General features: G+C 71.2%; 19 protein-coding genes, 1 pseudogene and 1 riboswitch. Of the genes and pseudogenes, 10 read left to right on the top strand and 10 right to left on the bottom strand.

Going from position 1 to position 22,303, the window contains the following annotated elements:
* Window positions 1-16: 16 nt before the first annotated feature.
* Window positions 17-129, top strand: a riboswitch (TPP riboswitch).
* Window positions 122-1,600, top strand: a complete 1,479-nt coding sequence (gene thiC, locus ABZ459_RS15535) for a phosphomethylpyrimidine synthase ThiC (protein WP_357970856.1) — start codon at window positions 122-124, stop codon at window positions 1,598-1,600. (Overlaps the previous riboswitch by 8 nt.)
* Before the next feature lie 9 nt (window positions 1,601-1,609).
* On the opposite strand, the gene ABZ459_RS15540 is transcribed toward thiC, so the two are convergent.
* From ABZ459_RS15540 to ABZ459_RS15555, 4 genes are all read right to left on the bottom strand, one after another.
* Window positions 1,610-2,461 carry an SDR family oxidoreductase gene (locus ABZ459_RS15540; protein WP_357970859.1) on the bottom strand — a complete coding sequence of 284 codons (852 nt, stop codon included), beginning with the start codon at window positions 2,459-2,461 and terminating at the stop codon, window positions 1,610-1,612.
* Between the two features lie 79 nt (window positions 2,462-2,540).
* Complete coding sequence (locus tag ABZ459_RS15545) at window positions 2,541-5,630, bottom strand: DUF3427 domain-containing protein (RefSeq protein WP_357970862.1); 3,090 nt, start codon at window positions 5,628-5,630, stop codon at window positions 2,541-2,543.
* Window positions 5,631-5,721: 91 nt separating this feature from the next.
* Complete coding sequence (locus ABZ459_RS15550) at window positions 5,722-6,555, bottom strand: hypothetical protein (RefSeq protein ID WP_357970865.1); 834 nt, start codon at window positions 6,553-6,555, stop codon at window positions 5,722-5,724.
* 73 nt (window positions 6,556-6,628) lie between these two features.
* Window positions 6,629-7,426, bottom strand: coding sequence for an SDR family NAD(P)-dependent oxidoreductase (locus ABZ459_RS15555; RefSeq protein WP_357970867.1), 798 nt, complete (start codon window positions 7,424-7,426; stop codon window positions 6,629-6,631).
* A 96-nt stretch (window positions 7,427-7,522) separates the two neighbouring features.
* Between ABZ459_RS15555 and ABZ459_RS15560 the strand changes: the two genes are divergently transcribed.
* The 5 genes from ABZ459_RS15560 (at window position 7,523) to ABZ459_RS15580 (ending at window position 11,378) form a co-directional block, all read left to right on the top strand.
* Window positions 7,523-7,933, top strand: a complete 411-nt coding sequence (locus ABZ459_RS15560) for a hypothetical protein (RefSeq protein ID WP_357970868.1) — start codon at window positions 7,523-7,525, stop codon at window positions 7,931-7,933.
* A 12-nt stretch (window positions 7,934-7,945) separates the two neighbouring features.
* Window positions 7,946-9,343 carry a HAMP domain-containing sensor histidine kinase gene (locus ABZ459_RS15565; RefSeq protein WP_357970870.1) on the top strand — a complete coding sequence of 466 codons (1,398 nt, stop codon included), beginning with the start codon at window positions 7,946-7,948 and terminating at the stop codon, window positions 9,341-9,343.
* Complete coding sequence (locus tag ABZ459_RS15570) at window positions 9,340-10,002, top strand: response regulator transcription factor (RefSeq protein ID WP_352349732.1); 663 nt, start codon at window positions 9,340-9,342, stop codon at window positions 10,000-10,002. Before ABZ459_RS15565 ends, ABZ459_RS15570 begins: the two co-directional genes overlap by 4 nt.
* Before the next feature lie 87 nt (window positions 10,003-10,089).
* Window positions 10,090-10,620 (top strand): DUF4956 domain-containing protein, encoded by a 531-nt coding sequence (locus ABZ459_RS15575; RefSeq protein WP_357971206.1) that lies wholly within the window; start codon window positions 10,090-10,092, stop codon window positions 10,618-10,620.
* Window positions 10,617-11,378, top strand: a complete 762-nt coding sequence (locus tag ABZ459_RS15580; RefSeq protein ID WP_357970872.1) for a polyphosphate polymerase domain-containing protein — start codon at window positions 10,617-10,619, stop codon at window positions 11,376-11,378. The genes ABZ459_RS15575 and ABZ459_RS15580 overlap by 4 nt, the downstream gene beginning before the upstream one ends.
* Here the strand turns inward: ABZ459_RS15580 and ABZ459_RS15585 are convergent.
* Window positions 11,373-12,596, bottom strand: a complete 1,224-nt coding sequence (locus ABZ459_RS15585; protein WP_357970874.1) for an acyl-CoA dehydrogenase family protein — start codon at window positions 12,594-12,596, stop codon at window positions 11,373-11,375. The genes ABZ459_RS15580 and ABZ459_RS15585 overlap by 6 nt on opposite strands.
* A gap of 68 nt (window positions 12,597-12,664) precedes the next feature.
* Between ABZ459_RS15585 and ABZ459_RS15590 the strand changes: the two are divergent.
* Window positions 12,665-12,841 (top strand): annotated as a pseudogene (locus ABZ459_RS15590) (TetR family transcriptional regulator); the annotation flags it as partial.
* 447 nt (window positions 12,842-13,288) lie between these two features.
* On the opposite strand, the gene ABZ459_RS15595 reads toward ABZ459_RS15590, so the two are convergent.
* The 5 genes from ABZ459_RS15595 to ABZ459_RS15615 all read right to left on the bottom strand — a co-directional run bounded on the left by ABZ459_RS15595 (window position 13,289) and on the right by ABZ459_RS15615 (window position 19,106).
* Window positions 13,289-14,284 (bottom strand): acyltransferase family protein, encoded by a 996-nt coding sequence (locus tag ABZ459_RS15595; protein ID WP_357970876.1) that lies wholly within the window; start codon window positions 14,282-14,284, stop codon window positions 13,289-13,291.
* A 73-nt stretch (window positions 14,285-14,357) separates the two neighbouring features.
* Window positions 14,358-16,310 (bottom strand): DUF6807 family protein, encoded by a 1,953-nt coding sequence (locus ABZ459_RS15600; RefSeq protein ID WP_357970878.1) that lies wholly within the window; start codon window positions 16,308-16,310, stop codon window positions 14,358-14,360.
* Entirely contained in the window at window positions 16,301-17,350 is a 1,050-nt protein-coding gene (locus ABZ459_RS15605; protein ID WP_357970879.1) for a mandelate racemase/muconate lactonizing enzyme family protein, read from the bottom strand. The genes ABZ459_RS15600 and ABZ459_RS15605 overlap by 10 nt, the downstream gene beginning before the upstream one ends.
* On the bottom strand, window positions 17,347-18,219 hold the full coding sequence (locus ABZ459_RS15610) for a 5-dehydro-4-deoxyglucarate dehydratase (RefSeq protein WP_357970881.1): 873 nt from the start codon (window positions 18,217-18,219) through the stop codon (window positions 17,347-17,349). Before ABZ459_RS15610 ends, ABZ459_RS15605 begins: the two co-directional genes overlap by 4 nt.
* Window positions 18,216-19,106, bottom strand: a complete 891-nt coding sequence (locus ABZ459_RS15615; protein WP_357970883.1) for an NAD(P)-dependent oxidoreductase — start codon at window positions 19,104-19,106, stop codon at window positions 18,216-18,218. The genes ABZ459_RS15610 and ABZ459_RS15615 overlap by 4 nt, the downstream gene beginning before the upstream one ends.
* A 192-nt stretch (window positions 19,107-19,298) precedes the next feature.
* On the opposite strand from ABZ459_RS15615, the gene ABZ459_RS15620 reads away from it, so the two are divergent.
* From ABZ459_RS15620 to ABZ459_RS15630, 3 genes are all read left to right on the top strand, one after another.
* Window positions 19,299-20,252, top strand: coding sequence for a LacI family DNA-binding transcriptional regulator (locus ABZ459_RS15620; protein WP_357970884.1), 954 nt, complete (start codon window positions 19,299-19,301; stop codon window positions 20,250-20,252).
* A gap of 206 nt (window positions 20,253-20,458) precedes the next feature.
* The gene (locus ABZ459_RS15625) at window positions 20,459-21,418 is read left to right on the top strand and encodes a sugar ABC transporter permease (protein ID WP_357970885.1); all 960 of its coding nucleotides are present in this window, start codon (window positions 20,459-20,461) and stop codon (window positions 21,416-21,418) included.
* The gene (locus ABZ459_RS15630; RefSeq protein ID WP_357970887.1) at window positions 21,402-22,268 is read left to right on the top strand and encodes a carbohydrate ABC transporter permease; all 867 of its coding nucleotides are present in this window, start codon (window positions 21,402-21,404) and stop codon (window positions 22,266-22,268) included. The genes ABZ459_RS15625 and ABZ459_RS15630 overlap by 17 nt, the downstream gene beginning before the upstream one ends.
* Window positions 22,269-22,303: the final 35 nt, after the last annotated feature.

Below are 22,303 nucleotides of genomic sequence, written 5' to 3' on the forward strand. Positions count from 1 at the left end.
GCGGGGTTATGATCGCGGTGACCAACGCGGGAGCCCGGTACGGACCGGGCTGAGAGGACGGCTGTCAGCCGCCGACCGCCAGAACCTGCTCCGGATAATGCCGGCGAAGGGAGTTTGCGCGATGAGCGACGCGCGCTTTTCCAAGATCCACATCGGTGACCTCCAGGTGCCGATGCGCGAGGTCAGACTGTCGAACGGCACCTCGGTGCGGCTCTACGACACCTCGGGGCCGTCGTGTACCGACCGCTCGGCTTGGGGGTCGCCGGTCACCCAGCTCGGCGCCGCGCGGCGCGGTGTGGTGACCAAGGAGATGGAGTTCGTGGCCGTCCGGGAGGGTATGACCCCCGAGTTCGTCCGGCAGGAGGTCGCGGCCGGCCGGGCGGTCATCCCCGCCAACGTCAACCATCCCGAGTCCGAGCCGATGGCGATCGGCCGGAACTTCCTGGTCAAGATCAACGCCAACATCGGCAACTCCGCCGTCACCTCCTCGATCGAGGAGGAGGTCGAGAAGATGACCTGGGCCACCCGGTGGGGCGCCGACACCGTCATGGACCTGTCCACCGGGCCGAACATCCACGAGACCCGCGAGCAGATCATCCGCAGCTCGCCCGTTCCGGTCGGGACCGTGCCCATCTACCAGGCGCTGGAGAAGGTGGGCGGGCGTCCGGAGGCGCTGTCGTGGGAGGTCTACCGCGACACCCTGATCGAGCAGTGCGAGCAGGGTGTCGACTACGTGACGGTGCACGCGGGCGTGCGGCTGGCGCACGTGCCGCTGACCGCCCGCCGCAAGACCGGGATCGTCTCGCGCGGGGGCTCGATCATGGCCGCCTGGTGCCTGGCCCACCACCGCGAGAGCTTCCTGTACGAGCACTTCGACGAGATGTGCGCCCTGCTGGCCCGCTACGACGTGACGTTCTCGCTGGGCGACGGGCTGCGCCCCGGGTCGATCGCGGACGCCAACGACGAGGCCCAGTTCGCCGAGCTGCGTACGCTGGGCGAGCTGACCAAGATCGCGCATGCGCACGACGTGCAGGTGATGATCGAAGGGCCCGGCCACGTGCCCATGCACAAGATCAAGGAGAACGTCGACCTGCAGCGCGAGCTCTGCGACGACGTGCCCTTCTACACCCTCGGCCCGCTCGTCACCGACATCGCCCCCGGCTACGACCACATCACCTCGGGCATCGGCGCCGCCATGATCGCCTGGTACGGCACCGCCATGCTCTGCTACGTCACCCCCAAGGAGCACCTCGGCCTGCCCAACCGCGACGACGTCAAGACCGGCGTGATCACGTACAAGATCGCGGCGCACGCGGCCGACCTGGCCAAGGGGCACCCGCAGGCCCAGGCGTGGGACGACGCCCTGTCGGACGCCCGGTTCGAGTTCCGCTGGGAGGACCAGTTCGACCTGTCGCTCGACCCGGACACCGCCCGCGCCTTCCACGACGAGACCCTGCCGGCCGCGCCCGCCAAGACCGCGCACTTCTGCTCGATGTGCGGCCCGAAGTTCTGCTCGATGAAGCTCAGCCACGAGGTGCGGGCGGGCATGGCCGACAAGGCGGCCGAGTTCCTCGGGAAGGGCGGTTCGATCTACCTCTGACCTGCGCGGTCAGCCCGGGAGCGTCTCGCCGCCGATCGGGGCCAGCACCTCGCCCGTGTAGTACGAGGACAGCCGGTCGGCGGCGAAGAACACGTACGAAGGGGCGATCTCGTCGGGGTCGGCGGCCCGCTTCATGGGCACCTGCGCGCCGAACTTCTCCACCTTCTCCTCCGGCATCGTGGCCGGGATCAGCGGCGTCCAGACCGGGCCGGGGGCGACGGCGTTGATCCTGATGCCGCGCTCGACCAGGTTCTGGGCCATGGAGTAGGTGAAGGCGTTGATCGCGCCCTTCGTCGCGGCGTAGTCGATGAGGGTCTTGTTGCCCCGCAGGCCGTTGATCGAGGAGGTGTTCACGATCGCGCTGCCCTCCCGCAGGTGCGGCAGCGCGGCCTTGGTGACGCGGTAGTAGCTGTGGATGTTGACCGCGAACGTGTGCTCCCACTGCTCGTCCGTCAGCTCCTCCAGGGAGTCGACGGGCGCCTGGTAGGCCACGTTGTTGACCAGGACGTCCAGGCCGCCCAGCTCGGAGACGGCCTGCTCCACGACCGTCGCGCAGTGGTCGCGGTCGCCCAGGTCGCCGGGCAGCAGCACGCAGCGCCGTCCCTCCTGCTCGACCAGGCCGCGGGTGTGGTTGGCGTCGTCGTGCTCGTCGAGGTAGGCGATGGCGACGTCCGCGCCCTCCTTGGCGAACGCCACCGCCACCGCCCGGCCGATGCCCGAGTCACCGCCGGTGATCAGCGCCTTCTTGCCCGCCAGCAGGTCCCTGCCCTCGTAGCCGCGCATCTCGTCGCGCGGCTCGGGCGACATCTCGCTCGTACGGCCCGGGTACGGCTGGCTCTGGGGTGGTGGTGTCTCCGACATGTCCGGCGATCTTCCCCCGACGGGGTATCGATAACGTCATGCTTCGCCCAGATCACCCCTTTACGGCCAGCTACAGCTGTCAGCCGGCGATGGCCGCGCGCCGGAACAGGTCCGCGGGCATCTCCTCGTCCAGCCTCCAGGTGACGGCCATCGGGCGTTCGCCCTTGTGCTCGACGTAGCGGGCGGTGCCGTGGAAGACGTACGGCTCGGGGTGACGATGGTCGTTCTCCGTGCGTTCCCTGGTGAACAGCAGGACGTGGCTGCCGGCGTGCTCATGCCTCTGGTAGCGCAGGCCGGTGGCCGACCCCGCGCCGGTCCGGTTCTGGGACTCCCAGTGGAAGAGCTCCGGGGTCAGGGCGTAGTCGCGGTACATGGTCTGCGGGGAGAACTCCTTCTCGTTCTTGCGCAGGGTGACGAAGAGGGCGTCGCAGCGGGTGGCCGGGCACCACGCCACGCCCTCCCGCATGGTGGCGGGCACGGAACCGCCGAGGCTCGCCCAGCCCAGAGCGGCCAGGACCTCGTCGGCCGAGTAGTGGCCGTTGAGCACCAGCGGCACGCCGGCGAGCGTCGCGGGAAGGGGCCTGGTCACATGGCGCGGGCGCTCCACGCCGTAGGCGAGGACCTCCAGGATCTCCGCGCACAGGTCCGGCTCGGCGCGCAGCCGGTCCAGGCCCTCGTCGTAGGAGGCGAAGCCGCCGCCGTCCCGCCAGAAGGAGAAGAACAACATGCGGGCGAACGCCTGCGTGGCCGGCGGGCAGTCGTCGTAGCGGGGCCCGCCGGGACGCAGCAGGTCGGCGTAGGCCGCGGCCCGCGGGCGGTCGTCGACGTGGAGCAGCGCGCGGATCCGGCGGCCCAGCGCGTTCTCCAGCGCGGAGGCGGGGGCGGTGACCAGGCCGGACCGGCGCAGCAGGTCGGTCCAGTAGCGGCGGTTGCGGTACAGGTCGTCGATGTCGCGACCGCTCGCCTCCAGGTACTTCATCAGCGACGTCTCGGCGAGCGACCGGATCTCCTGCGTGACCATGGTGACCGTCGCGCTCAGATGGATCCGCAGCTCGTCGAGCAGGCGGTCTTTGGTGACCCGGTCCAGGACGATCTGCGAGCCCGACGGCAGGAGCGGGAAGTCGTTCCTGACCTGCGTCTCCAGCCGACCTCGGACGAAGCCGGTGAGCGCCTGGAACCGGTTGCCGAAGCGGTACTCCTTGCGGTGCTGGCCGACGAAGTCGAGGACGGTCAGCACGTCCTTGTCGGGGGTGCGGCGCAGGCCGCGGCCGAGCTGCTGCAGGAAGACGGTGGCGCTCTCGGTCGGCCGCAGCAGGAGCAGGGTGTTGACGTCGGGCACGTCGAGGCCCTCGTTGAACAGGTCCACGGCGAACAGGAAGGTGACCTTCCCCTCCCGTAGGGCCTTCAGCGCGTCCTTGCGCGACAGGTCGTCGGTGCCGCTGTCCACCGCCCGCGAGGGCAGCCCCGCCCTGGTGAAGAAGTCGGCCATGAAGCGTGCGTGTCCCACCGAGACGCAGAATCCGAGCCCGCGCACCGTCGCCAGGTCGCTGACCTTGTCCAGGAGCGCGTTGAACACCAGCCGCGCCCGCGCGGTGTCGCCGGTGAGGACGTTGTCCAGCGACGCGAGGTCGTAGGAGCCGCGCGACCACTTCACCGTGCTGAGGTCGGTCTCGTCGTTGATGCCGAAATAGTGGAACGGGCAGAGCAGGTCGGCGTCGAGGGCGTCCCACAGGCGCAGCTCCGAGGCGATGCGCCCGTCGAAGAACTCGTCCTGCACCCAGGTGCCGTCCGCGCGTTCGGGGGTGGCGGTCAGGCCCAGGAGCTCCTTGGGCCGCAGACGGTCGATGATCTGGCGGTACGTACGGGCGGCCGCATGATGGAACTCGTCGATGACGACCACGTCGAAATGGTCGGGGGCGAAGGTGTCGATGATCCTGCTGAGGGACTGCACCGAGGCGAAGACATGCTGCCACTGCCGGGAACGTTCGTCGCCGACGTGCAGCTCGCCGAAGTCCGGGACGGCCAGCACCTGCCGGTAGGTGTGCATGGCCTGGGCCAGGATCTCCCTACGGTGCGCCACGAACAGCAGAGTCGGCCGGCGGCCGAGACGCCGTTGCAGGTTGCGGTAGTCGAACGCGGCGACGACGGTCTTGCCCGTGCCGGTCGCGGCCACGAGCAGGTTCCGGTGCCGGTCGTGGACGGTCCTTTCGACATCGAGGTCCTCCAGCATCTCCCGCTGGTGCGGGAAGGGATGCGGGACCAGGGCCGGGATGTCGAAGAGCCGTTCACCGCTCCGCGACCGGGACAGCGCCTCGTCCAGCCGGCCGCCGTCCGTCTCGGGGGCGTACGGCTCGAACTCGGGACGGTTCCAGTAGGAGTCGAAGGTCGCCTCGAACTTGTCCAGCAGCCGGGGTGTCGTCACCGACGACAGGCGGACGTTCCATTCCAGCCCGTCCAGCAGGGCCGCGCGTGACAGGTTCGAACTGCCGACGTACGCGGTGTCGAAGCCCGTACGGCGGCGCAACAGCCACGCCTTCGCGTGCAGCCGGGTCGAGTTCTGCTCGTAACTGACGCGGACCTCGGCGCCGAAGTCGCGGACCAGCCGGTCGAGCGCCCGGCGTTCGGTCGCGCCCATGTAGGTCGTGGTGATGACCCGCACCGGCACGCCGCGCCGCCCCAGCTCGGCCAGCGGACGTTCGAGGATGCGCAGCCCCGACCACTTGACGAACGCGCACAGCAGGTCGACCCGGTCGGCGCTGGCCAGCTCGGTGGCCAGCTCGTGGGCCAGGTTGGGGTCCTCGCGGGCGTTGGTGAGCAGGGCCGCCTCGGAGAGCGACGTCAGCGGCCTGGCGGGGGCGGCCGCGCCGGGTTCGTTCCTGACGACGGACAGCAGGCGGGCGGGCCCGTCGGAGACGACCTCCACCTCGGCGTCCGCGAGCAGGCCGAGCAGCCGGTTGGCCAGCCGCACCTGCTCCTCCGGGTCCTTGAGCGCGGCGAACGCCCGGGTGGCCGTCTCGCCCAGGAACCGGCCCAGCAGGTGGCTGACCTCCTCCTTGTCGACGGTGGAGATCTCGACGAGGTGATCCGCGTCCTGCCAGCCGGCCGCGCGCTCCTGGAGTCTGCGGGTGAGCAGCGAGTCGTACAGGCCGGGGACGGGGGTGTCGGGCACGGGTCGCTGCCTCCTGTTTCCTGGCGCCTGGACCTCGGATCCTGGATCGGGAGGATCAGCGTAGATCGGGCGCCGGCGGGGGCGCAGGCGATCAGGTGAGCTTGAGGAGGCCGGAGTCCACTATGCGGCGGCCGAAGGGGCGGGCGAGGTCGGCGAGGCGTTCGCAGTCGGGTTCGCCCAGGGCGCCGTAGGCGGGCATGGCCAGGGTGTCGGTGCGGGTTTCGAGGTGGTGGCGCAGGGACTTGCCTTCGGGGGTCAGGTCGTTGCCGGGGGTCAGGAGGCCGCGGGTGCGGAGGGCGGTCTCGGCGTGCGCCCACTGGTCCGGGGGCCAGGCGCGGCTCATGGTGAGGAACGGCTTGGCGACCTCGCCGCTGGCCGCGTGCAGGACGAGGGCTTCGAGGCCGGTGATGCCCTCGGCCAGCAGTGTCGCCACGTGGCCGTCGCCGCGGAACTCGCGCAGGAGGGTCTGCGCGTGCCACAGCTGGAGCAGGGGGTCGTCGGGCCAGGGGAGGGCGGCGTGGGCGGCGAACAGGGGGCGGCCCTGGGGATGGTCGCAGGCGGCCTCGGCGGCGCGCCTGGCCAGGGTGAGCACGGGGACGAGGTCGGGAAGTTCGTGGACGGCGGCCCGGCGGAGGGCCTCGGCGGCGGCTTCGAGGCGGGCTTGCAGGACCTGGGCGGGGGTGACCTTGTCCCAGGGGAGGGAGCGGCGTACGAGGTCGGGGTTGAAGTTGTAGAACGTGGCGATGACGAGGTCGGCGGGGGCGGGGCCCAGGGGGGCGGAGCGTGAGGTGAAATATCCGGACATGCCGGTGAGGCCGAGGGCGGCGTACCGGGTGGTTGCCTCGGGGACGAAGTAGATCATCCCGTGGACGGGTTCCAGACGGCGCCAGGCTCGGCGGGCGGTCCGGGTGAGCTGCTGGTCCATGATCAGGTCGGGCCTTTCGCGAAGGGCGACGGCGGGGGGAGCGCCTTATGGGGTGCGGGGAGGCGGCTCGTGGTCAGTCGGTTGGGGGGGATTGGAGGGTGGTGATGAAGTTGGACATTCCGGCTAGCCATCTGTCCGGGGCCTCGGCCTTGCGGCGGTAGAAGTCGGCCACCTCGGGGTGGGGCAGGATGTGGAACCGTTCGGCGGCCAGGCCGTCGATCACGGCGGTCGCCACGTCGGCGGGGTCGAGGATCGCGCCCGAGGCCCCCACGGCGCGCGCCGTCAGATGGTCCTCCTCGACGCCGCGTTCCAGCATCCCGGTACGCACGCCTTGCGGGCACAGCACGCTGACCTTGATGCCCTGCGCGGCGTAGTGGATGGCCACCCACTCGGCGAAGGCGATGGCCGCGGCCTTGGTGACGGCGTACGGCGCGTCGCCGGGGCAGCTCACCAGGCCGGCCGCCGAGCAGGTGTTCAGCAGATAGCCGCCGCCGCGGGCGACCATGCCGGGGACGACGGCGCGGGCGGCGTGCACGTGGGCCAGGACGTTGACCGCGTACAGGGAGGTCCATTCCTGGAGGGGGGCGTCGAGGCCGGAGCCGCCGATGATGCCGGCGTTGGAGCAGAACACGTCCACGGGGCCGAAGGGGGTGGGCTCGGCCAGCGCGGCCACGTCGGACTCGACGGAGACGTCCGCGCGTACGGCCACCGCTCGTTCGCCGATCTCGTCGGCCACGGCTCTCGCGCCGGGCTCGTCCAGGTCGGCCAGCACGATCCCGGCGGCTCCCTCGGCGGCGAAGCGCAGGGCCATCGCCCGTCCGATGCCGCCGGCCGCGCCCGTCACGACGATCACCTTGTCCCGCACCCTCATGAAGACCTCCTGACCGACCAGCCGGTATCAGAACATGATTCTAATGACGACGGGCTGGATGGGAAGGGATGAGAGCTTCCTCATCCTGGCCTCAGGATGGTCTCCTCCGAGCGGCAGACGCTCTACCTCATGAAACGCGTGATGCTCATTCTCGTAGCGCTGACGGCGGCGGGGTTCCTCTCGGCCGGGTGGGTACGGGCGGCCGACGACGGGCCCGATCTGGGGGAGTCCGTCACGGTCTCGACCTCGCCGGGGACGTCGGCCGGCGACGGACGGCCGTTCACGTCGCCGGGAACCGGGGCCGAACCCGTCAAGCCACCCGCGCCGAAGCCCGGAGGCGGCGATGATGATGGCGACGAAGACCACCACCGCGCCTGGGCCGGCGGAGACGACGAGGACGACGCGCACGAAGACGACGACGACGCGCACGAAGACGACGACGATGACGATGACGACCGCGACGACGATGACGGCGACGACGACGAAGGTGACGATGGCGACGACTGAGCGGGGAGCCGGATGCGGGTGAGTGCCCGCGCCCGGATCGTGGGCTGGATGCTCGCCGTCGTCGGCCTGGCCCTGACGGTCTCGATCTTCGCGACCTGGACCGTCCTGCTCGCCCGCCTCGACGACCGGATGAACCTGGAGTTCACCAACGAGGCCGAGAAGCTGCGCAGGTACGCCGCCACCGCCCACGATCCCCGTACCGGCCGGCCGGTCTCCGACGTGCGGGAGCTGCTCACCGGCTACCTGGCGATCAACGCGCCCGACCGCTGGGAGACCTTCTTCACCATGGTGGGCGGCCGGGCCGACCGGATCACCGCCGTCACGCCCCCGGCCCGGCTCGACACCGACGAGAAGCTGGTCAAGGTGCTGGCCGCGGCCACCAGGCCCGCCTATGGCGACACCGAGAGCGTCGAGGGCACGGTCAGGTACGCCGTCATCCCGGTCAGGGTGGCGGCCGACCCCCGTCCCGGCCATTTCGTCGCCGCCGTCTTCTACGACCGCCACCGGGGCGAGATCGTGGACGCGGTCGGCGTGCTCGGGCTGTCGGCGCTGGCCGCGCTGGCCCTGGCGGGGGCGGCGGGATGGTTTGTGGCGGGGCGGGTGCTGGCCCCGGTGCGGCTGGTGAGCCAGACGGCCGAGCAGATCAGCGACTCGGCCGACCTCACCCGCAGGCTCGCGGTGACCGGCGACGACGACGTGGCCGCGCTGGCCGCCACGTTCAACCACATGCTCGACCGTTTGGAACGTTCCTTCGCCGTCCAGCGGACGTTCGTGGACGACGCGGGGCACGAGCTGCGTACCCCCATCACGGTCATCCGCGGGCACCTGGAGCTGATGGGGGACGACCCGGCCGAACGGGCGGAGACGCTCGCCCTGGTCACCGACGAGCTGGACCGCATGAACCGGATCGTGGACGACCTGCTCACCCTGGCCAAGGCCGAGCAGCCCGGCTTCCTCGCGGTTGAGGAGGTCGAGCTGGCCGACCTGACGGTGAGCGTGGTGGCCAAGGCCCGGCCGCTGGGCGACCGGCGGTGGCGGGTCGACCAAGTGGCCGAGGCGCGGATCCCGGCCGACCGGCAACGGCTCACGCAGGCGCTCATGCAGCTGGTGGTGAACGCCGTCCGGCACACCATGGACGACGATCTCATCGCGGTCGGGTCGGCCGTGCGGGACGGGCGGGCCGAGCTGTGGGTGCGCGACAGCGGGCCGGGCGTCGCGCCCGCCGACCGGGAGCGCATCTTCCGCCGGTTCGTCAGGGGCGCGGGACGTACGGGCGGGCACGACGGGGCAGGACTGGGGCTGGCGATCGTCAGGTCGATCGCCGAGGCGCACGGAGGCGGTGTGAGAGTGGCGGACGTCCCGGCGGGGGGCGCTTGTTTCGTGATGACGTTGCCGCTGGCCAGGGCATGAACCGGATCCTGATCGCCGAGGACGAGAGCAGGATCGCGGCCTTCCTGGAGAAGGGCCTGCGCGGGAACGGCTTCGTCACGGCCGTGGTCACGGACGGCGTCGCGGCCTACGACCTGGCCGGTTCGGGCGGGTTCGACCTGCTGCTGCTCGACATCGGGCTGCCGCTCAGCGACGGGTTCACCGTGCTGCGGCGGCTGCGGGAGTCGAAGGTGGCCATCCCGGTGATCATCCTGACCGCCCGGGGCGGCGTGACCGACACGGTCGCCGGGCTCGAAGGGGGCGCCGACGACTACATCGCCAAGCCCTTCGCCTTCGAGGAGCTGCTCGCCCGGGTCAGGTTGCGGCTGCGAGCCGACCGCACGCCCGAGCCGACCGTGCTGCGGGTCGGGGACCTGGCGCTCGACCTGCGGACCCGGCGGGCGCACGTCGGCGACCGCGTGGTGGACCTGTCCACCAGGGAGTTCGCGCTGGCGGAGATCTTCTGCCGGCATCCCGACCAGGTGCTGACCCGCGAGCAGCTGCTCAGCCACGTCTGGGGCTTCGACTTCGACCCCGGCTCCAACGTCGTGGACGTCTACGTCCGCTACCTGCGCAGGAAGATCGGCCCCGACCGCATCGAGACCGTGCGCGGCACGGGCTACCGGATGAGAGCCGCCTAATGGGCGCCTCACGGCTCCCTCACCGGCGAGCCGCAGGCTGGTGGACATGAGAACGAGGGGCAAGACACCGTGACGGCCGGACTGGCGATGGACCTGGCGGCGATCACCGTCCTCGCCTACGGCCTGTACTACCGGCGACACCACCGGCGCGACCTGCTGTTCGCCTACGTGGCGCTGAACGTGGGCATCTTCGCGGTGGTCTCCCTGCTGCTGGTCCAGCGGGTGGACCTGGCGGTCGGGTTCGGGCTGTTCGGGGTGTTGTCGATCATCCGGCTGCGGTCCAGCGAGATCACCCAGCAGGAGATCGCCTACTACTTCGTGGCGATCGTCCTCGGGCTGGTGAACGGCATCGCCTCCCAGCTCCCGCTGACCGCCCTGCTCCTGGACGGCGTGCTGCTGGCCGTCGTGCACGTCGCCGACCACCCCCGCCTGCTGGGCCGCACCAGGCAGCAGGTCGTGACGCTGGACGTCGTGCACGCCGACCACGAGTTGCTCAGGGCCGACCTGGAGAGCCGGTTGCGGGGCCGCGTCCTGCACTGCGTCGTCACCCAGGTGGACTACGTGCGCGACGTGACCGTGGTGGACGTGCGCTTCCAGATCGCCGAGGTGGCCCGATGAGGGACGCGGGCGCGCTGATGGCCGGCGTCGCGGCCGGGCTGCCGCCGGTGGGGCTGGACGACGTGCCGGAGCTGATGAGCCGGGTGGACCGCAAGTACGTGGTCAGCGTTCCGGCCATGGCCGAGCTCGTGGCCGAGCTGGGCGACCGGCTCTCGGTGTTGCGGATCGGGGCGTTGCGCCAGTTCCGCTACACCTCGACCTACTTCGACACGCCCGACCTGCTGACCTTCCGCCAGCACCGGCAGGACCGGCGGCGCCGCTTCAAGCTGCGCACCCGTACATACCTGGACGGGGGCGGGCGGTGGCTGGAGCTGAAGCTGAACGGCGCCCGCGGCAACACCGACAAACACCGCATCCCGTACGACGCCGCGCCGGCCGGCGAGCTGACCACCGAGGCCATGGAGTTCGTCGGCGACACGCTGAGCAGCGAGCTGAGCGTCGTCGTGCCCGACGAGCTCGGGCCCGTGCTGTCCACCGACTACCGGCGGGTCACGCTCGTCGACCGGGCCGGGCAGTCCCGGCTGACCTGCGACACCGGCCTGCTCTGCCACGACGGCGGCCGCCGGGTGCCCGCCCGCCGCGACCGGGTGCTGCTGGAGTCGAAGTCGGCCGACGGGCGGGCACTGGTGGACCGGGTGCTGCGCGGGCTGGGGGTGCGGCCGGTCAGCGTCAGCAAGTACTGCCTGGCGGTGGCCGCCCTCCGGGGCGTCCCGGCCAACCGCTGGCAGCCCGTCATGCGGGGATATCTTGCGCTATAGCGGCAGGCCGCCGGTCGCCGCGCTCGTCGAACCGGTCGCCTGGTAGGCCGCGATCGTGCGCTCGGCGATGCGCATCTGGTGAATCTCGTCGGCGCCGTCGGCGAACCGGGCCCAGCGGGCGTGCTGGAACATGCTCGCCAGCGGCGTGTCGGTGGAGTAGCCGAGCGCGCCGTGCACCTGGATCGCCCGGTCGACGATGCGGTTGAGGCTGTTCGCCACGAAATGCTTGGCCATCGACACCTCCGTACGGAAGTCCTCGCCCCGGTCGATCTTCGAGGCGGCGTGCAGCACCATCAGCTTGCACTGGTACAGCTCCATGGCCGAGTCGGCGATCAGCCACTGCACGCCCTGCTTCTCGGCCAGCAGCGAGCCGTGGCTGTAGCGGTTGAGCGCCCGGTCGACCATCATGTCCAGCGCCGTCTCGGCCTGCGAGATCCACCGCATGCAGTGGGCGAGCCGCGCCGGGCCCAGCCGGTACTGGCCCAGCCGGTGGCCGTTGCCCCGGCCGCCGAGGATCGCGCTGTCGGGCAGCCGCAGGTCCTCGATCACGATCTCGCTGTGGCCGGTCGAGCCGTGCATCGTCTCGACCTCGCGCACGTCCTTCCAGCCCGGGTTGGGCAGGTCCACCAGGAAGGCCGTGTTCGCGCCGCGCGAGCCCTCGGGCACGTCCTTCTCGGTGCGCGCGATGAGGATGGCGAAGCTCGCCCGGCGGGCGTTGGAGATGAACCACTTGTGGCCGTTGATCACCCACTCGTCGCCGTCCTTGACCGCCTCGGTGCGGATCAGGGTCGGGTCGGACCCGGCGACCTCGGGCTCGGTCATCGCGAAGCACGACATCTGGACGCCGTCCAGCAGCGGCCGCAGATACTTCTCCTTCTGCTCGTCGTCCGCCCAGTGGAGCAGCGTGTGCATGTTGCCCTCGTCGGGGGCCTGGCAGTTGAGCACCCACGGGCCGATGCGGGTCTTGGCCGCCTCCGACTGCACCATGGCCAGCTCGACGTGGCCGAGGCCCATGCCGCCCCACTCCTTCGGCATGTGCGGCAGCCACAGCCCCTCGGCCTTGGCCCGGCGGCGGAGCTCGAAGATCGTGCGGAGGTAGGCGTCCCGGTCGCCCTCCTCCACGCCGGACATCGCGGGGATCACGGTCTCCTGGACGAAGGACCTGACCCGCCTGCGGATCTCCTCGTGCTCGGGGGCGAGAGTGAAATCGATGGCCATGACTCTCCTTCGGCAATTTCACCGATAGTACTATCGGTGAAATCACACACAAGTCCCGTGAGGCGATCGTGACCAGCACACCGCTCAGCAGGAGCGAGGCGAAGGACCTGACCCGGCGCAGGCTGATCAGGGCGGCCCTGACCATCCTCGACGCGGAGGGCGAGACCGGCCTGACCACCGGCAAGGTCGCCAAGGCCGCCGGCATCGCTCAGTCCAGCTTCTACGTGCACTTCAAGGACATGCAGGAGCTGCTGCTGGTGCTCGCCGAGGAGGGCGGCGACCGGCTGCGCGGCGCGATGCGGGAGGCCCGGCGCAGGGCCCGCGAGGCGCCCGGCGACCTCGAACGCCACCGCGACACCTTCCGCATCCCGCTGGAGGCGATCTGCCGCCACCCCGAGCTGCTGCGCATCCAGCTGCGCGCGCGGCACGACCCGTCCTCCTCGCTGCGCGACTTCGCCGCCCGTACGGCCGCGGCCTACCGCGAGCACCACGCGGCCGACCTGGCCGCGCTGGGCTACACGGTCGGTGACGAACGGGACCGGCGCCGCCTGGAGATGATCGCCGAGGGCGTCAACGCGGCCACGAACGCCCTGGCCATGGGCCACCTGGAAGGCCGCTACCCCGACCTGGACGAGTGCGCCGACATCCTGGTCGCGCTGTCCAGGGGCGCGCTGCGGCTGCTCAGGCACGAGTCAGGCGGGACGGCGGAGCGGGGTGAAGGCCCAGGCCATGCGGGGCTCGACGGCCCAGCGGAACAGCCCGCGCACCCAGGGCGTGCACAGCAGGGTGGCGGTCAGGACGCCCAGCAGGAGTGAGAGCGGCAGCCCCAGGCCGAGCCGCTCGGCGCCTTTCACCACGAACCCGTGCAGCAGGTACGCGTACATGGTGGCCGAGCCCAGCCCGCTGAACCAGGTGCGCCGGGCCGGCGTGACCGCCAGGAACGCCGCCACCAGCACGGCCCCCGCCGCCAGCAGCCCCAGCCTGATCGCGGTGCCGGTGAGGTCGTCCACGCCGATGGCCGCGTTGGAGTGCCGCCACCTGATCCACTCGGTCGGCACCCGCTCGTGCACCAGCAGCGCGACCGCGAGCCCCAGCCCCAGCACGCAGAACCCGGCCAGCCGCATGGAGGGCCGCCGCAGCCGGGCGAAGTGCTCGGGCCGCAACATCAGGCCGAGCACGTAGAACGGCAGCAGCGCGAACGTGCGGTTCATGGCCAGCTCGCCGGGCAACCGGTCGAGCCCGGTCAGCAGGGACAGCACGACCGCGACCGCGAGCGGCCACTTGAGCTGCTGCCACACCGGCGTGGACAGCCGCCACAGGAACAGCGAGAGCAGGAACCAGGTGAGGTAGTACGGGTCGAGCAGGCTCAGCTCGAACTTGCCGTACAGGATCGGGCGGGGGAGCGAGTAGGCCAGCTCGAAGATCAGGTAGGGGACGGCGAGGGTGGAAATGAGTTTGCGCGCCTTGCCCCCCGAAAACGTGAAATTTCGTGACAAGTAGCCACTAAGCACGATGAATAGCGGCATGTGGAAGACGTACACGTAGAAGTACAGGGCGTGGGCGAGCGGCGCGTCGCGCTGGTCCTCGATCAGGTGACCGCACACGACCAGCACGATGGCCAGGTACTTCGCGTTGTCGAAGAACGGGTCCCTGGCGGTGGCGGGCCGGGCGATGACGGGGGCGTTCACAGACTCCGCACCCTAGCCGCGGCCCGCCGAACCGCCGGGAAACCGGGAATGAGGGCTTACCGAAGAGCGGGTGTCACGCGCGCTCCCCGATCATCGTCTCCACGGCGGCGGCCAGCGCCGACGCCGACGGCCCGTCGAGCCGCCCGTCGGCCACGACCGTGACGACCCGCCTGGCCAGCGTGTCCTCGACGACGAGCGGACGGTCCCACGCGAGCGCCTGCCCGACCCCGGGATACTCCGCCACCCGCACGAACCAGGGGTCGTCGCCGGCCTGCACGAACACCAGCGTCCAGTCCCGCCCGTCCGGCCCGGTCCCGGCCATGGCCACCCAGCGGCCCCGGCTGCCGTGCACGGCCTGCTCCTCGCCGGGGAAGGTCACCCGGCCGGTCGAGGCGCCGGGCGCGCGCCAGAAGAACCCGCCGTAGCCCGCGCCGGCCCGGCCCTTGGTGGCCGAGCTGTTGACCTCCAGCGGCGAGCCGGTCAGGGTGGTCAGCGTGAACGCGAGGTCGAGGGCCCACGCGCCGCCGACCGGCCGGGCGGTGACCGTGCGCCGCTCGCGGGCGATCAGCCGGTCGCCGGGGCCGATCCACTCCAGCTCCTCGGTGAAGCCGTCGTCGGCCAGCCGGGTGAACGCGACGTGCCGTTGCCTGCCGTGGTCGTCCAGCCAGGCCGGTCCCCGGCCCCTGACGTAGGTGCGGCCGCCCCAGAAGTTCGCGCCGCCCAGGTCGGCGATCGCCACGCCGGCGCCGAGGTGGTGCACGTGGTCGTCGGGACGCACCTCGGTGACGGTGACGCCGCCCAGCGTGCGTACCGGATGCAGGTACGGCCGCGGCGAGTCGGTGACGGGCAGGTCGGGCCGCCACTCGTAGGCCGCGACCGGCGTGTCCGCCACCCGCAGCTCCACCTTCGTCCACGGCGCGCCGAGCTCGGAGTAGAGCGCCAGCTCCGCGGCGCTGCGCGCGGTCAGCTCGGCGATGCCGGGCAGGAACCGGTGGGTGACCGTGCCGCCGCCGTCGCGCTCCACGACCTGGTGCCGTTCGGCGATGGGCAGCGGCTCGGGGGCCAGCCGCACCGCGTCCAGGACCTGGGTGAACGTCTCGGTGCGGGAGAGCGGGACGAGCAGCTCGGCCCCCGTGCGGATGTGCGCGACCAGGTTCTCCAGCAGCCCGTCGCGCTCGTGCACGGTGGTCCGCACCGAGCCGTCGGCCCGCTCGACGCGCAGCTCGTCCAGCGTGTACGTGAGCGTCGCCCGCCCCGCCTCCCCGTGCACCACCAGGTACGGCTCGCTGCGGCCGGTCGCGCACAACGACACCGCGATCGTGATCACCGGCCCGCCCGCGATCCGGACGCGCAGGCAGGAGGTGTCGTCGGCCTCGATCGGATGGGCGTGGTACAGCTCGGTCTCGACCGCCTCGACCGGGCCGTCCACCAGGGCGAGCGCGGTCGCGACGGCGTGCGCGAAGGGGTTGGTGAGCGCGCCGTCCACCACGTCCGCGCCGTGCAGCCTGCGCCGTCCGGCCCAGGACGAGCGGGTGAAGTACGACGAGGGCCGCTCCCACGCGCCCGCGCCGCCGATGCCGCGGATGCGGCCGAGCGCGCCGCTCGCCATCAGGTCGCGCAGCGCCGGGACCGCCCGCGAGCCGAGGCTCTGGAAGCCGACCTGGCAGGCCAGCCCGGTCTCGGCCACCGCCGCGGCGATCCGTGCGTGCGCCTCGGGGCCGGCCGCGGGCGGCTTCTCCAGCAGCACGTGCGACCCGGCGCGCAACGCCGTGACCGCGAGGTCGGCGTGCGTGTGGATCGGCGTGCAGACGATCGTGATCTCCGCGCCGGTGGCGGCGATGAGCTCGCCCAGGTCCGCCGACTGCGGCAGGGGGCCGCCGTCAAGTTCCACCGGCCGCACGTCGCAGATCCCGGCCGGCTCGACCAGGCCGGTGGCCGCGAGCCTGCGCAGGTTGTCCAGGTGGTGCCGCCCGTGCCCGGTCGCCCCGGCCAGGACGACCTTCACGGGGTCCGTCCTCACGTCCATCGCAACCCCAGTCCCGCGTGGCCGCCCACGCGCAGCACGCCGTCCTCGACCTGCACCGGGTACGGCTCGGCCAGCAGCCCCAGGCGGGCGAACGAGGCGTCCTCGACGTCCTCGGCCAGCGGCGGCAGCGGCAGCGCCAGGGCGAGCTGCCCGGACACCTCGCCCAGCAGGTGCGGATGGACCGGCACGTCGAACGCCCTGGCCAGCTCGGCGATCCGCAGGAACGGCGTGACGCCGCCGACGCGCACCACGTTCGGCTGGACGACGTCGCAGGCCCCCGCGGCGAGCAGGTCGCGGAAGCCGTAGACGGTGTAGACGTTCTCGCCCACCGCGACCGGCACGTCGGTCGAGCGGCGCAGCTCGACGTGCGCGGCCACGTCGTCGGCGGGCAGCGGCTCCTCGATCCAGTGGAGGTCGAACTCGCGCAGCGCGGACAGGGCGCGCCTGGCCCGGTGGAGGTCCCACCGCTGGTTCGCGTCGATCATCAGCAGCCGGTCGGGCCCGATCACCTCGCGTACGGCCGCCACCCGGGCCACGTCGTCGGCCAGGTCGGGACGGCCGACCTTGATCTTGACGCCGCGGTACCCGGCGGCCACCCAGCGCCGCGCCTGCCCGGTCAGCTCCTCCAGGGAGTAGTGCAGGTTGACGCCGCTGCCGTAGACCGGGACCTGCTCCCGGCGCCGGCCCAGCACGTCGGCCAGGCCGGCGTCGCCGCAGCGCAGGTCCCACAGCGCCAGGTCGATCCCGGCCAGCGCCACCGTGGTGATCCCGCCGGGGCCGGCCTCGCGCAGGTGCCGCCACAACCGGTCCCACACCAGCTCGGGATGAGCGGGCAGGCCGATCAGCGCCTCGCGCAGGTCGTGCTCCAGCAGGGCCCGCACGGCGTGCGCGCCGATCTGCGGCGTCCAGGAGAACCCGGTGCCGGTGCGGCCGTCCGCCAGCGTCACGTGGCAGACGATCACGTGGTTGGCCGGCACGTCCGGGCCCCACGGGCGGGGCAGGGGGACCGTGCGCAGCTCGGTCCGCAGGCCGGTGATCACGAGGCCGCCAGGGCGAGCCCGGACCTGATCAGCGCATCGAGCTCGGCCAGGTGGTCCTCGGTCACGTCGACCAGCGGCGGGCGCACCGGGCCGACGTCGAGGCCGCGCAGCCGTACGCCGGCCTTGACCAGGGCCACCGGGTAGCCGGGCACCTTGTCGCGCAGGCGGACCAGCGGCGCGTAGAACTCGGTAAGCAGCCGCTCGTCGCCGTTCAGGTACGCCACGGCGATCTCGGGGGCGAAGGCGAAGACCGCGCTGGAGTACAGGTCGACGCCGATGCCGCGGTAGGCGGGCATGGTCAGCTCGGCGGTCGGCAGGCCGTTGAAGAACAGGAAGTCCGGGTGCTTCTCGCGGACCGCGAGGACGGTCCGCTGCATGCGGTCGATGTCGCCGAGCCCGTCCTTGAGCCCGATCACGCCGGGGACGCCGGCCAGCTCGACCACGGCGTCCGGGGCGAGCACGACCGGGCCGCGCTGGTAGACGATCACCGGCAGCTCGGCGGCGACGGCGGCCACGTACGCGGCGAAGCCGCTCGCCGGACCCTGCGTCAGGTAGGGAGGCATGAGCAGCAGGCCGTCGGCGCCCGCCGCGCGGGCCGCCCGCGCCTGGTTCAACGCCGCGCCGATCGGGCCGCCCGCCCCGGCGAACACCGGCACCCGCCCGCCCACCACCTCGGCCGCCACCCGGACGGCCCGCCCGTGCTCCGCCTCCGACAGCGCGGAGAACTCGCCGGTGCCGCAGGCCACGAACACGCCGCCGGGGCCGTGCGCCATGCCCTGCCGGATGTGCTCGGCCAGCACCTGCTCGGCGAGCGCGCCGCCGGCGTCGAAGGGGGTGACGGGGAAGAACAGCACACCGCTGAGGTTCATTCGGATTCCTTGAGTTCGGTTCGCCAGCTTCGCTTGGGCTCCCAGCCGAGCAGGCGGCGCGCCTTGTCCGTGGAGAAGGCGGGAGCGGTGCCGGTGAGGGCCGCCGCCAGCTCCTCGGTGCCCGGCACCGCCTGCGGGAGCAGGTCGGCCAGCGGCTTCCTGGCCAGGGCGTCGGCCGCGCCGGCGAAGAAGACCTCGCCGCCCGGCAGCTCGGGCAACGCCGCGACCAGCACGGCGAACAGCTCGCCCGCGTCGCGCGCGTCGATGTAGTTGAACAGTGAGACGCCGCCGATCTCCGGCTGGTCGAGCCGCTCCCTGACGGTGTGCCCCGACTGCGTGGGCGCGCCCGCCCACTCCTCGGGCGGGATGACGAAGCACGGCCGGACGGCCGCCATCCTCGTCCGGCCCGCCCGCGCGAACGTCCGCATGGTCTGCTCGGCCACCAGTTTGGACAGGTTGTAGGCGTTCCAGGGCAGCGCCGGGTGCTCCTCGTCGATCGGCAGGTACGACGGCCGCCAGCCGCCGGGCGCGCCGTACCCGATCACCGTGGGGCTGCTGGCCACCACCACACCGGACACGCCCAGCTCCACCGAGGCCGCGCAGACGTTGAACGCCAGCCGGGTGTTCACCTGGAAGATCACTGACTCCGGCCGGCTGAACGGCGTCGCGATGGCCGCCAGATGGATCACCGACTCCGGCCGGAACCGGGCGACGACCTCGTACGCCTGGCCGGTGTCGGTGAGGTCGGCCGGTGACGTCGCGGCGGCCTCGACCGGCGTGCCGGGGGCCTGGTCCACGCCGATCACCTCGTGCCCGGCGGCGGCGAGCGTGGTGACGACGCTGCGGCCGAGGCGTCCGGCGCTGCCGGTGACGAGCACTCTGCTCACCGTGGGGGACTCCTTCAGGACTGCAAACAGTTGCATCAAACCTATGGGCCAAGCAGGGCGAGGCGTCAAGAGCTGATTTTCGACCATGGCCTCTAGCTGGGAATATGCCCGAACGATTGAAGGGTGGTCGCTCGGCAAGCGCTTTCAACGTTGCCACGGTGCCTGCAAGCGGTTGCGTTAGGGTGAGTGGCTGTGACAGTGACGATTCGTGATGTGGCCCGCGCTTCCGGAGTGCACGTATCGACCGTGTCGCGGACGTTCTCCGCGCCGCACATGGTGAACGCCGCCACCCGGACCAGAGTGCTGACGGTGGCCGAGGAGCTGGGGTACCGGCCCAACAGGGCGGCCAGGGCGCTCACGACCGGGCGCACCCACAACCTGGGCCTGATCGTGGCCGACATCGCCAACCCCTTCTTCCCGCCGCTGATCAAGGCCGCGCACGCCGCGGCCCGGCAGCGCGACTACCACCTGTTCGTGGCCGACACCGACGAGGAGCCGGCCGCCGAGGAGGAGCTGATCCAGGCGTTCTCCAAGCAGGTGGACGGCGTGGTGCTGTGCAGCCCGCGCTCGTCGAACAAGGTGCTGGAGCGGCTGGCCGAGCGGGTGCCGCTCGTGGTGGTCAACCGGCGGCTGCGCGGCGCCGCCACGGTGCTGATGGACGTCGGGCACGGCGCGCGGCTGGCGGTCGAGCACCTGGCCGGGCTCGGGCACCGCCGCGTGGCGCTGCTGTCCGGCCCGGCGGGCTCCTGGACGAGCGGCGAGATCCGGACGGCCGCCGAGCGGGTGGCGGGCGTCGAGCTGGTCGTCCTCGGGCCGAACGCGCCCACCGAGCAGGGCGGCCTGGCCGCCGCGTCCGCGGTGCGCGAGGCCGGGGTGAGCGGGGTACTCGCCTACAACGACCTCATGGCGATCGGCCTGGTCGAGGGGCTGGGCGAGCTCGGGCTGAGCGTGCCGGCGGACGTCAGCGTGGTGGGCATCGACGACATCGTCCCGGGGCGGCTCAACCGTCCCAAGCTCACCACGGTCGCCATGCCCACGGCGGCGGCCGGGCGGCTGGCGGTCGACCTGCTGATCCAGGAGGTGAGCGCCACGACCTCGCTGGAGACCCGGCTGGTGGTGCGGGAGTCGACGGCACCGCCTCGATGACCTGCAAACGGTTGTACTAAATCGCAGCAATATTCGTCCTACCTCTCGGCGGTAAGCGCTTGTCACCGGGGGAAATGCGCTGTCGATATATCGATAACGGCGATGTAACGTCTGCAAAGGGTTGACGGAACTTTCCCGGCAGCTATAGGAAAGCGCTATCCATTCACATCTCGCCGGAAGGTCCGTGATGACGAATGAGTTCCGTCATGGCTGACTCGGTGGCGGTGAGACTCCCGGACGCCGCAACCCCGCCCGAGCGGGGAGACCGTCGTGCGTCCAGACGTTCCCGCCGCGAGGCGCGGGCCGCCTACCTGTTCCTGGCGCCCTGGTTCGCCGGTCTGCTCGTCATCACGATCGGTCCCATCGTCGCCTCGCTCTACCTGTCGTTCACCGACTACAACCTCCTGGAGGAGGCCAAGTGGGTCGGCTTCGACAACTACGTCAAGATGTTCACCGCGGATCCCCGTTACCTGAACTCGCTGAAGGTGACGACGATCTACGTGGTCGTCTCCGTGCCGCTGCAACTGGCCTTCGCGCTCGCGCTGGCCCTGGTGCTCGACCGCGGGCTGCGCGGCCTGTCGCTCTACCGGTCGATCTTCTACCTGCCCTCGCTGCTGGGCGGCAGCGTGGCGATCGCGATCCTGTGGCGCAAGGTCTTCGGCGCCGAGGGCCTGGTCAACGCCGTACTGGCGGTCTTCGGGATCCAGGGGCCCGGCTGGGTCAGCGACCCCGACACCGCCCTCGGCACGCTGATCATCCTGCACGTCTGGACGTTCGGCGCCCCGATGATCATCTTCCTGGCCGGGCTGCGGCAGATCCCCGCCAGCTACTACGAGGCCGCCGCGGTCGACGGCGCCGGCGTGTTCCGCCAGTTCCGGTCGATCACGCTGCCGCTGCTGACGCCGATCATCTTCTTCAACCTGGTGCTGGAGATCATCAAGTCGTTCCAGTCGTTCACGCAGTCGTTCATCGTGAGCGGCGGCTCGGGCGGGCCGGCCGACTCCACGATGTTCAACACGCTCTACCTCTACCTCAAGGGCTTCAAGAGCTTCGACATGGGCTACGCGGCCGCCATGGCGTGGGTCCTGCTGCTCATCATCGCCGGTCTCACCGGGGTGAACTTCCTCGCGTCCAAGTATTGGGTCTTCTATGGCGACACCAAGTAGGCCGCTGCCCGTCCTGTTCCGCCCGTTCAGGGGCGGCCGGGTGGTCAAGCACGTGCTGCTGATCGGGTTCGGCCTGGTCATGCTCTATCCGCTGCTGTGGATGATCTCCAGCTCGCTCAAGCCCGAGGAGCTGATCTTCCGGCAGCCCGGCCTGTGGCCCAGCGAGGTCACGCTGGAGAACTACACCGAGGGCTGGGTCGCGCTGAAGCACCCCTTCGGCTACTACCTGTGGAACTCCGCGGTGATCACCGTGCTGTCGGTGGTGGCGAACCTGGTGGCCTGCTCGCTGGCCGCCTACGCCTTCGCCCGGCTGAACTTCCCGCTCAAGAAGCTGTGGTTCACCATCATGCTGGGCACGATCATGCTGCCGCACCACGTGCTGATCGTGCCGCAGTACGTCATGTTCTCCAAGCTCGGGCTGATCAACACGATCTGGCCGCTGGTCATGCCGAAGGTGCTGGCCACGGACGCGTTCTTCGTGTTCCTGATGGTGCAGTTCATCCGCTCCCTGCCCCGGGAGCTGGACGAGGCCGCCGAGATCGACGGCGCCGGCTACTGGCGCACCTTCGTCCGGGTGATCATCCCGCTCTGCACCCCGGCGCTGGCCACGACGGCGATCTTCACGTTCATCTGGACGTGGAACGACTTCCTCAGCCAGCTCCTCTACCTCAACAACCCGGACAACTTCACCGCTCCGGTGGCGCTGCGCACCTTCCTCGACGCCAGCAGCGACTCGTCGTGGGGCCCGATGTTCGCCATGTCGATCGTCGCGCTCGGGCCCATCTTCGGCTTCTTCCTGGCCGGCCAGAAGTACCTGATCCGTGGTGTGGCCACCACGGGACTGAAGTAGTTCCCCCACCCCCCGACACAGACGAATCCCACAGG

The organism is Nonomuraea sp. NPDC005692 (assembly GCF_040631115.1).
In the GTDB taxonomy this organism is placed as follows: domain Bacteria; phylum Actinomycetota; class Actinomycetes; order Streptosporangiales; family Streptosporangiaceae; genus Nonomuraea.

Excerpts from the sequence above, each read along its gene's own strand:
- thiC (WP_357970856.1), top strand. The coding sequence starts at position 122 with ATGAGCGACGCGCGCTTTTCCAAGATCCACATCGGTGACCTCCAGGTG.
- ABZ459_RS15540 (WP_357970859.1), bottom strand. The coding sequence starts at position 2,461 with ATGTCGGAGACACCACCACCCCAGAGCCAGCCGTACCCGGGCCGTACG.
- ABZ459_RS15550 (WP_357970865.1), bottom strand. The coding sequence starts at position 6,555 with ATGGACCAGCAGCTCACCCGGACCGCCCGCCGAGCCTGGCGCCGTCTG.
- ABZ459_RS15555 (WP_357970867.1), bottom strand. The coding sequence starts at position 7,426 with ATGAGGGTGCGGGACAAGGTGATCGTCGTGACGGGCGCGGCCGGCGGC.
- ABZ459_RS15560 (WP_357970868.1), top strand. The coding sequence starts at position 7,523 with ATGGTCTCCTCCGAGCGGCAGACGCTCTACCTCATGAAACGCGTGATG.
- ABZ459_RS15565 (WP_357970870.1), top strand. The coding sequence starts at position 7,946 with ATGCGGGTGAGTGCCCGCGCCCGGATCGTGGGCTGGATGCTCGCCGTC.
- ABZ459_RS15570 (WP_352349732.1), top strand. The coding sequence starts at position 9,340 with ATGAACCGGATCCTGATCGCCGAGGACGAGAGCAGGATCGCGGCCTTC.
- ABZ459_RS15575 (WP_357971206.1), top strand. The coding sequence starts at position 10,090 with ATGGACCTGGCGGCGATCACCGTCCTCGCCTACGGCCTGTACTACCGG.
- ABZ459_RS15580 (WP_357970872.1), top strand. The coding sequence starts at position 10,617 with ATGAGGGACGCGGGCGCGCTGATGGCCGGCGTCGCGGCCGGGCTGCCG.
- ABZ459_RS15585 (WP_357970874.1), bottom strand. The coding sequence starts at position 12,596 with ATGGCCATCGATTTCACTCTCGCCCCCGAGCACGAGGAGATCCGCAGG.
- ABZ459_RS15600 (WP_357970878.1), bottom strand. The coding sequence starts at position 16,310 with ATGGACGTGAGGACGGACCCCGTGAAGGTCGTCCTGGCCGGGGCGACC.
- ABZ459_RS15610 (WP_357970881.1), bottom strand. The coding sequence starts at position 18,219 with ATGAACCTCAGCGGTGTGCTGTTCTTCCCCGTCACCCCCTTCGACGCC.
- ABZ459_RS15625 (WP_357970885.1), top strand. The coding sequence starts at position 20,459 with ATGGCTGACTCGGTGGCGGTGAGACTCCCGGACGCCGCAACCCCGCCC.
- ABZ459_RS15630 (WP_357970887.1), top strand. The coding sequence starts at position 21,402 with ATGGCGACACCAAGTAGGCCGCTGCCCGTCCTGTTCCGCCCGTTCAGG.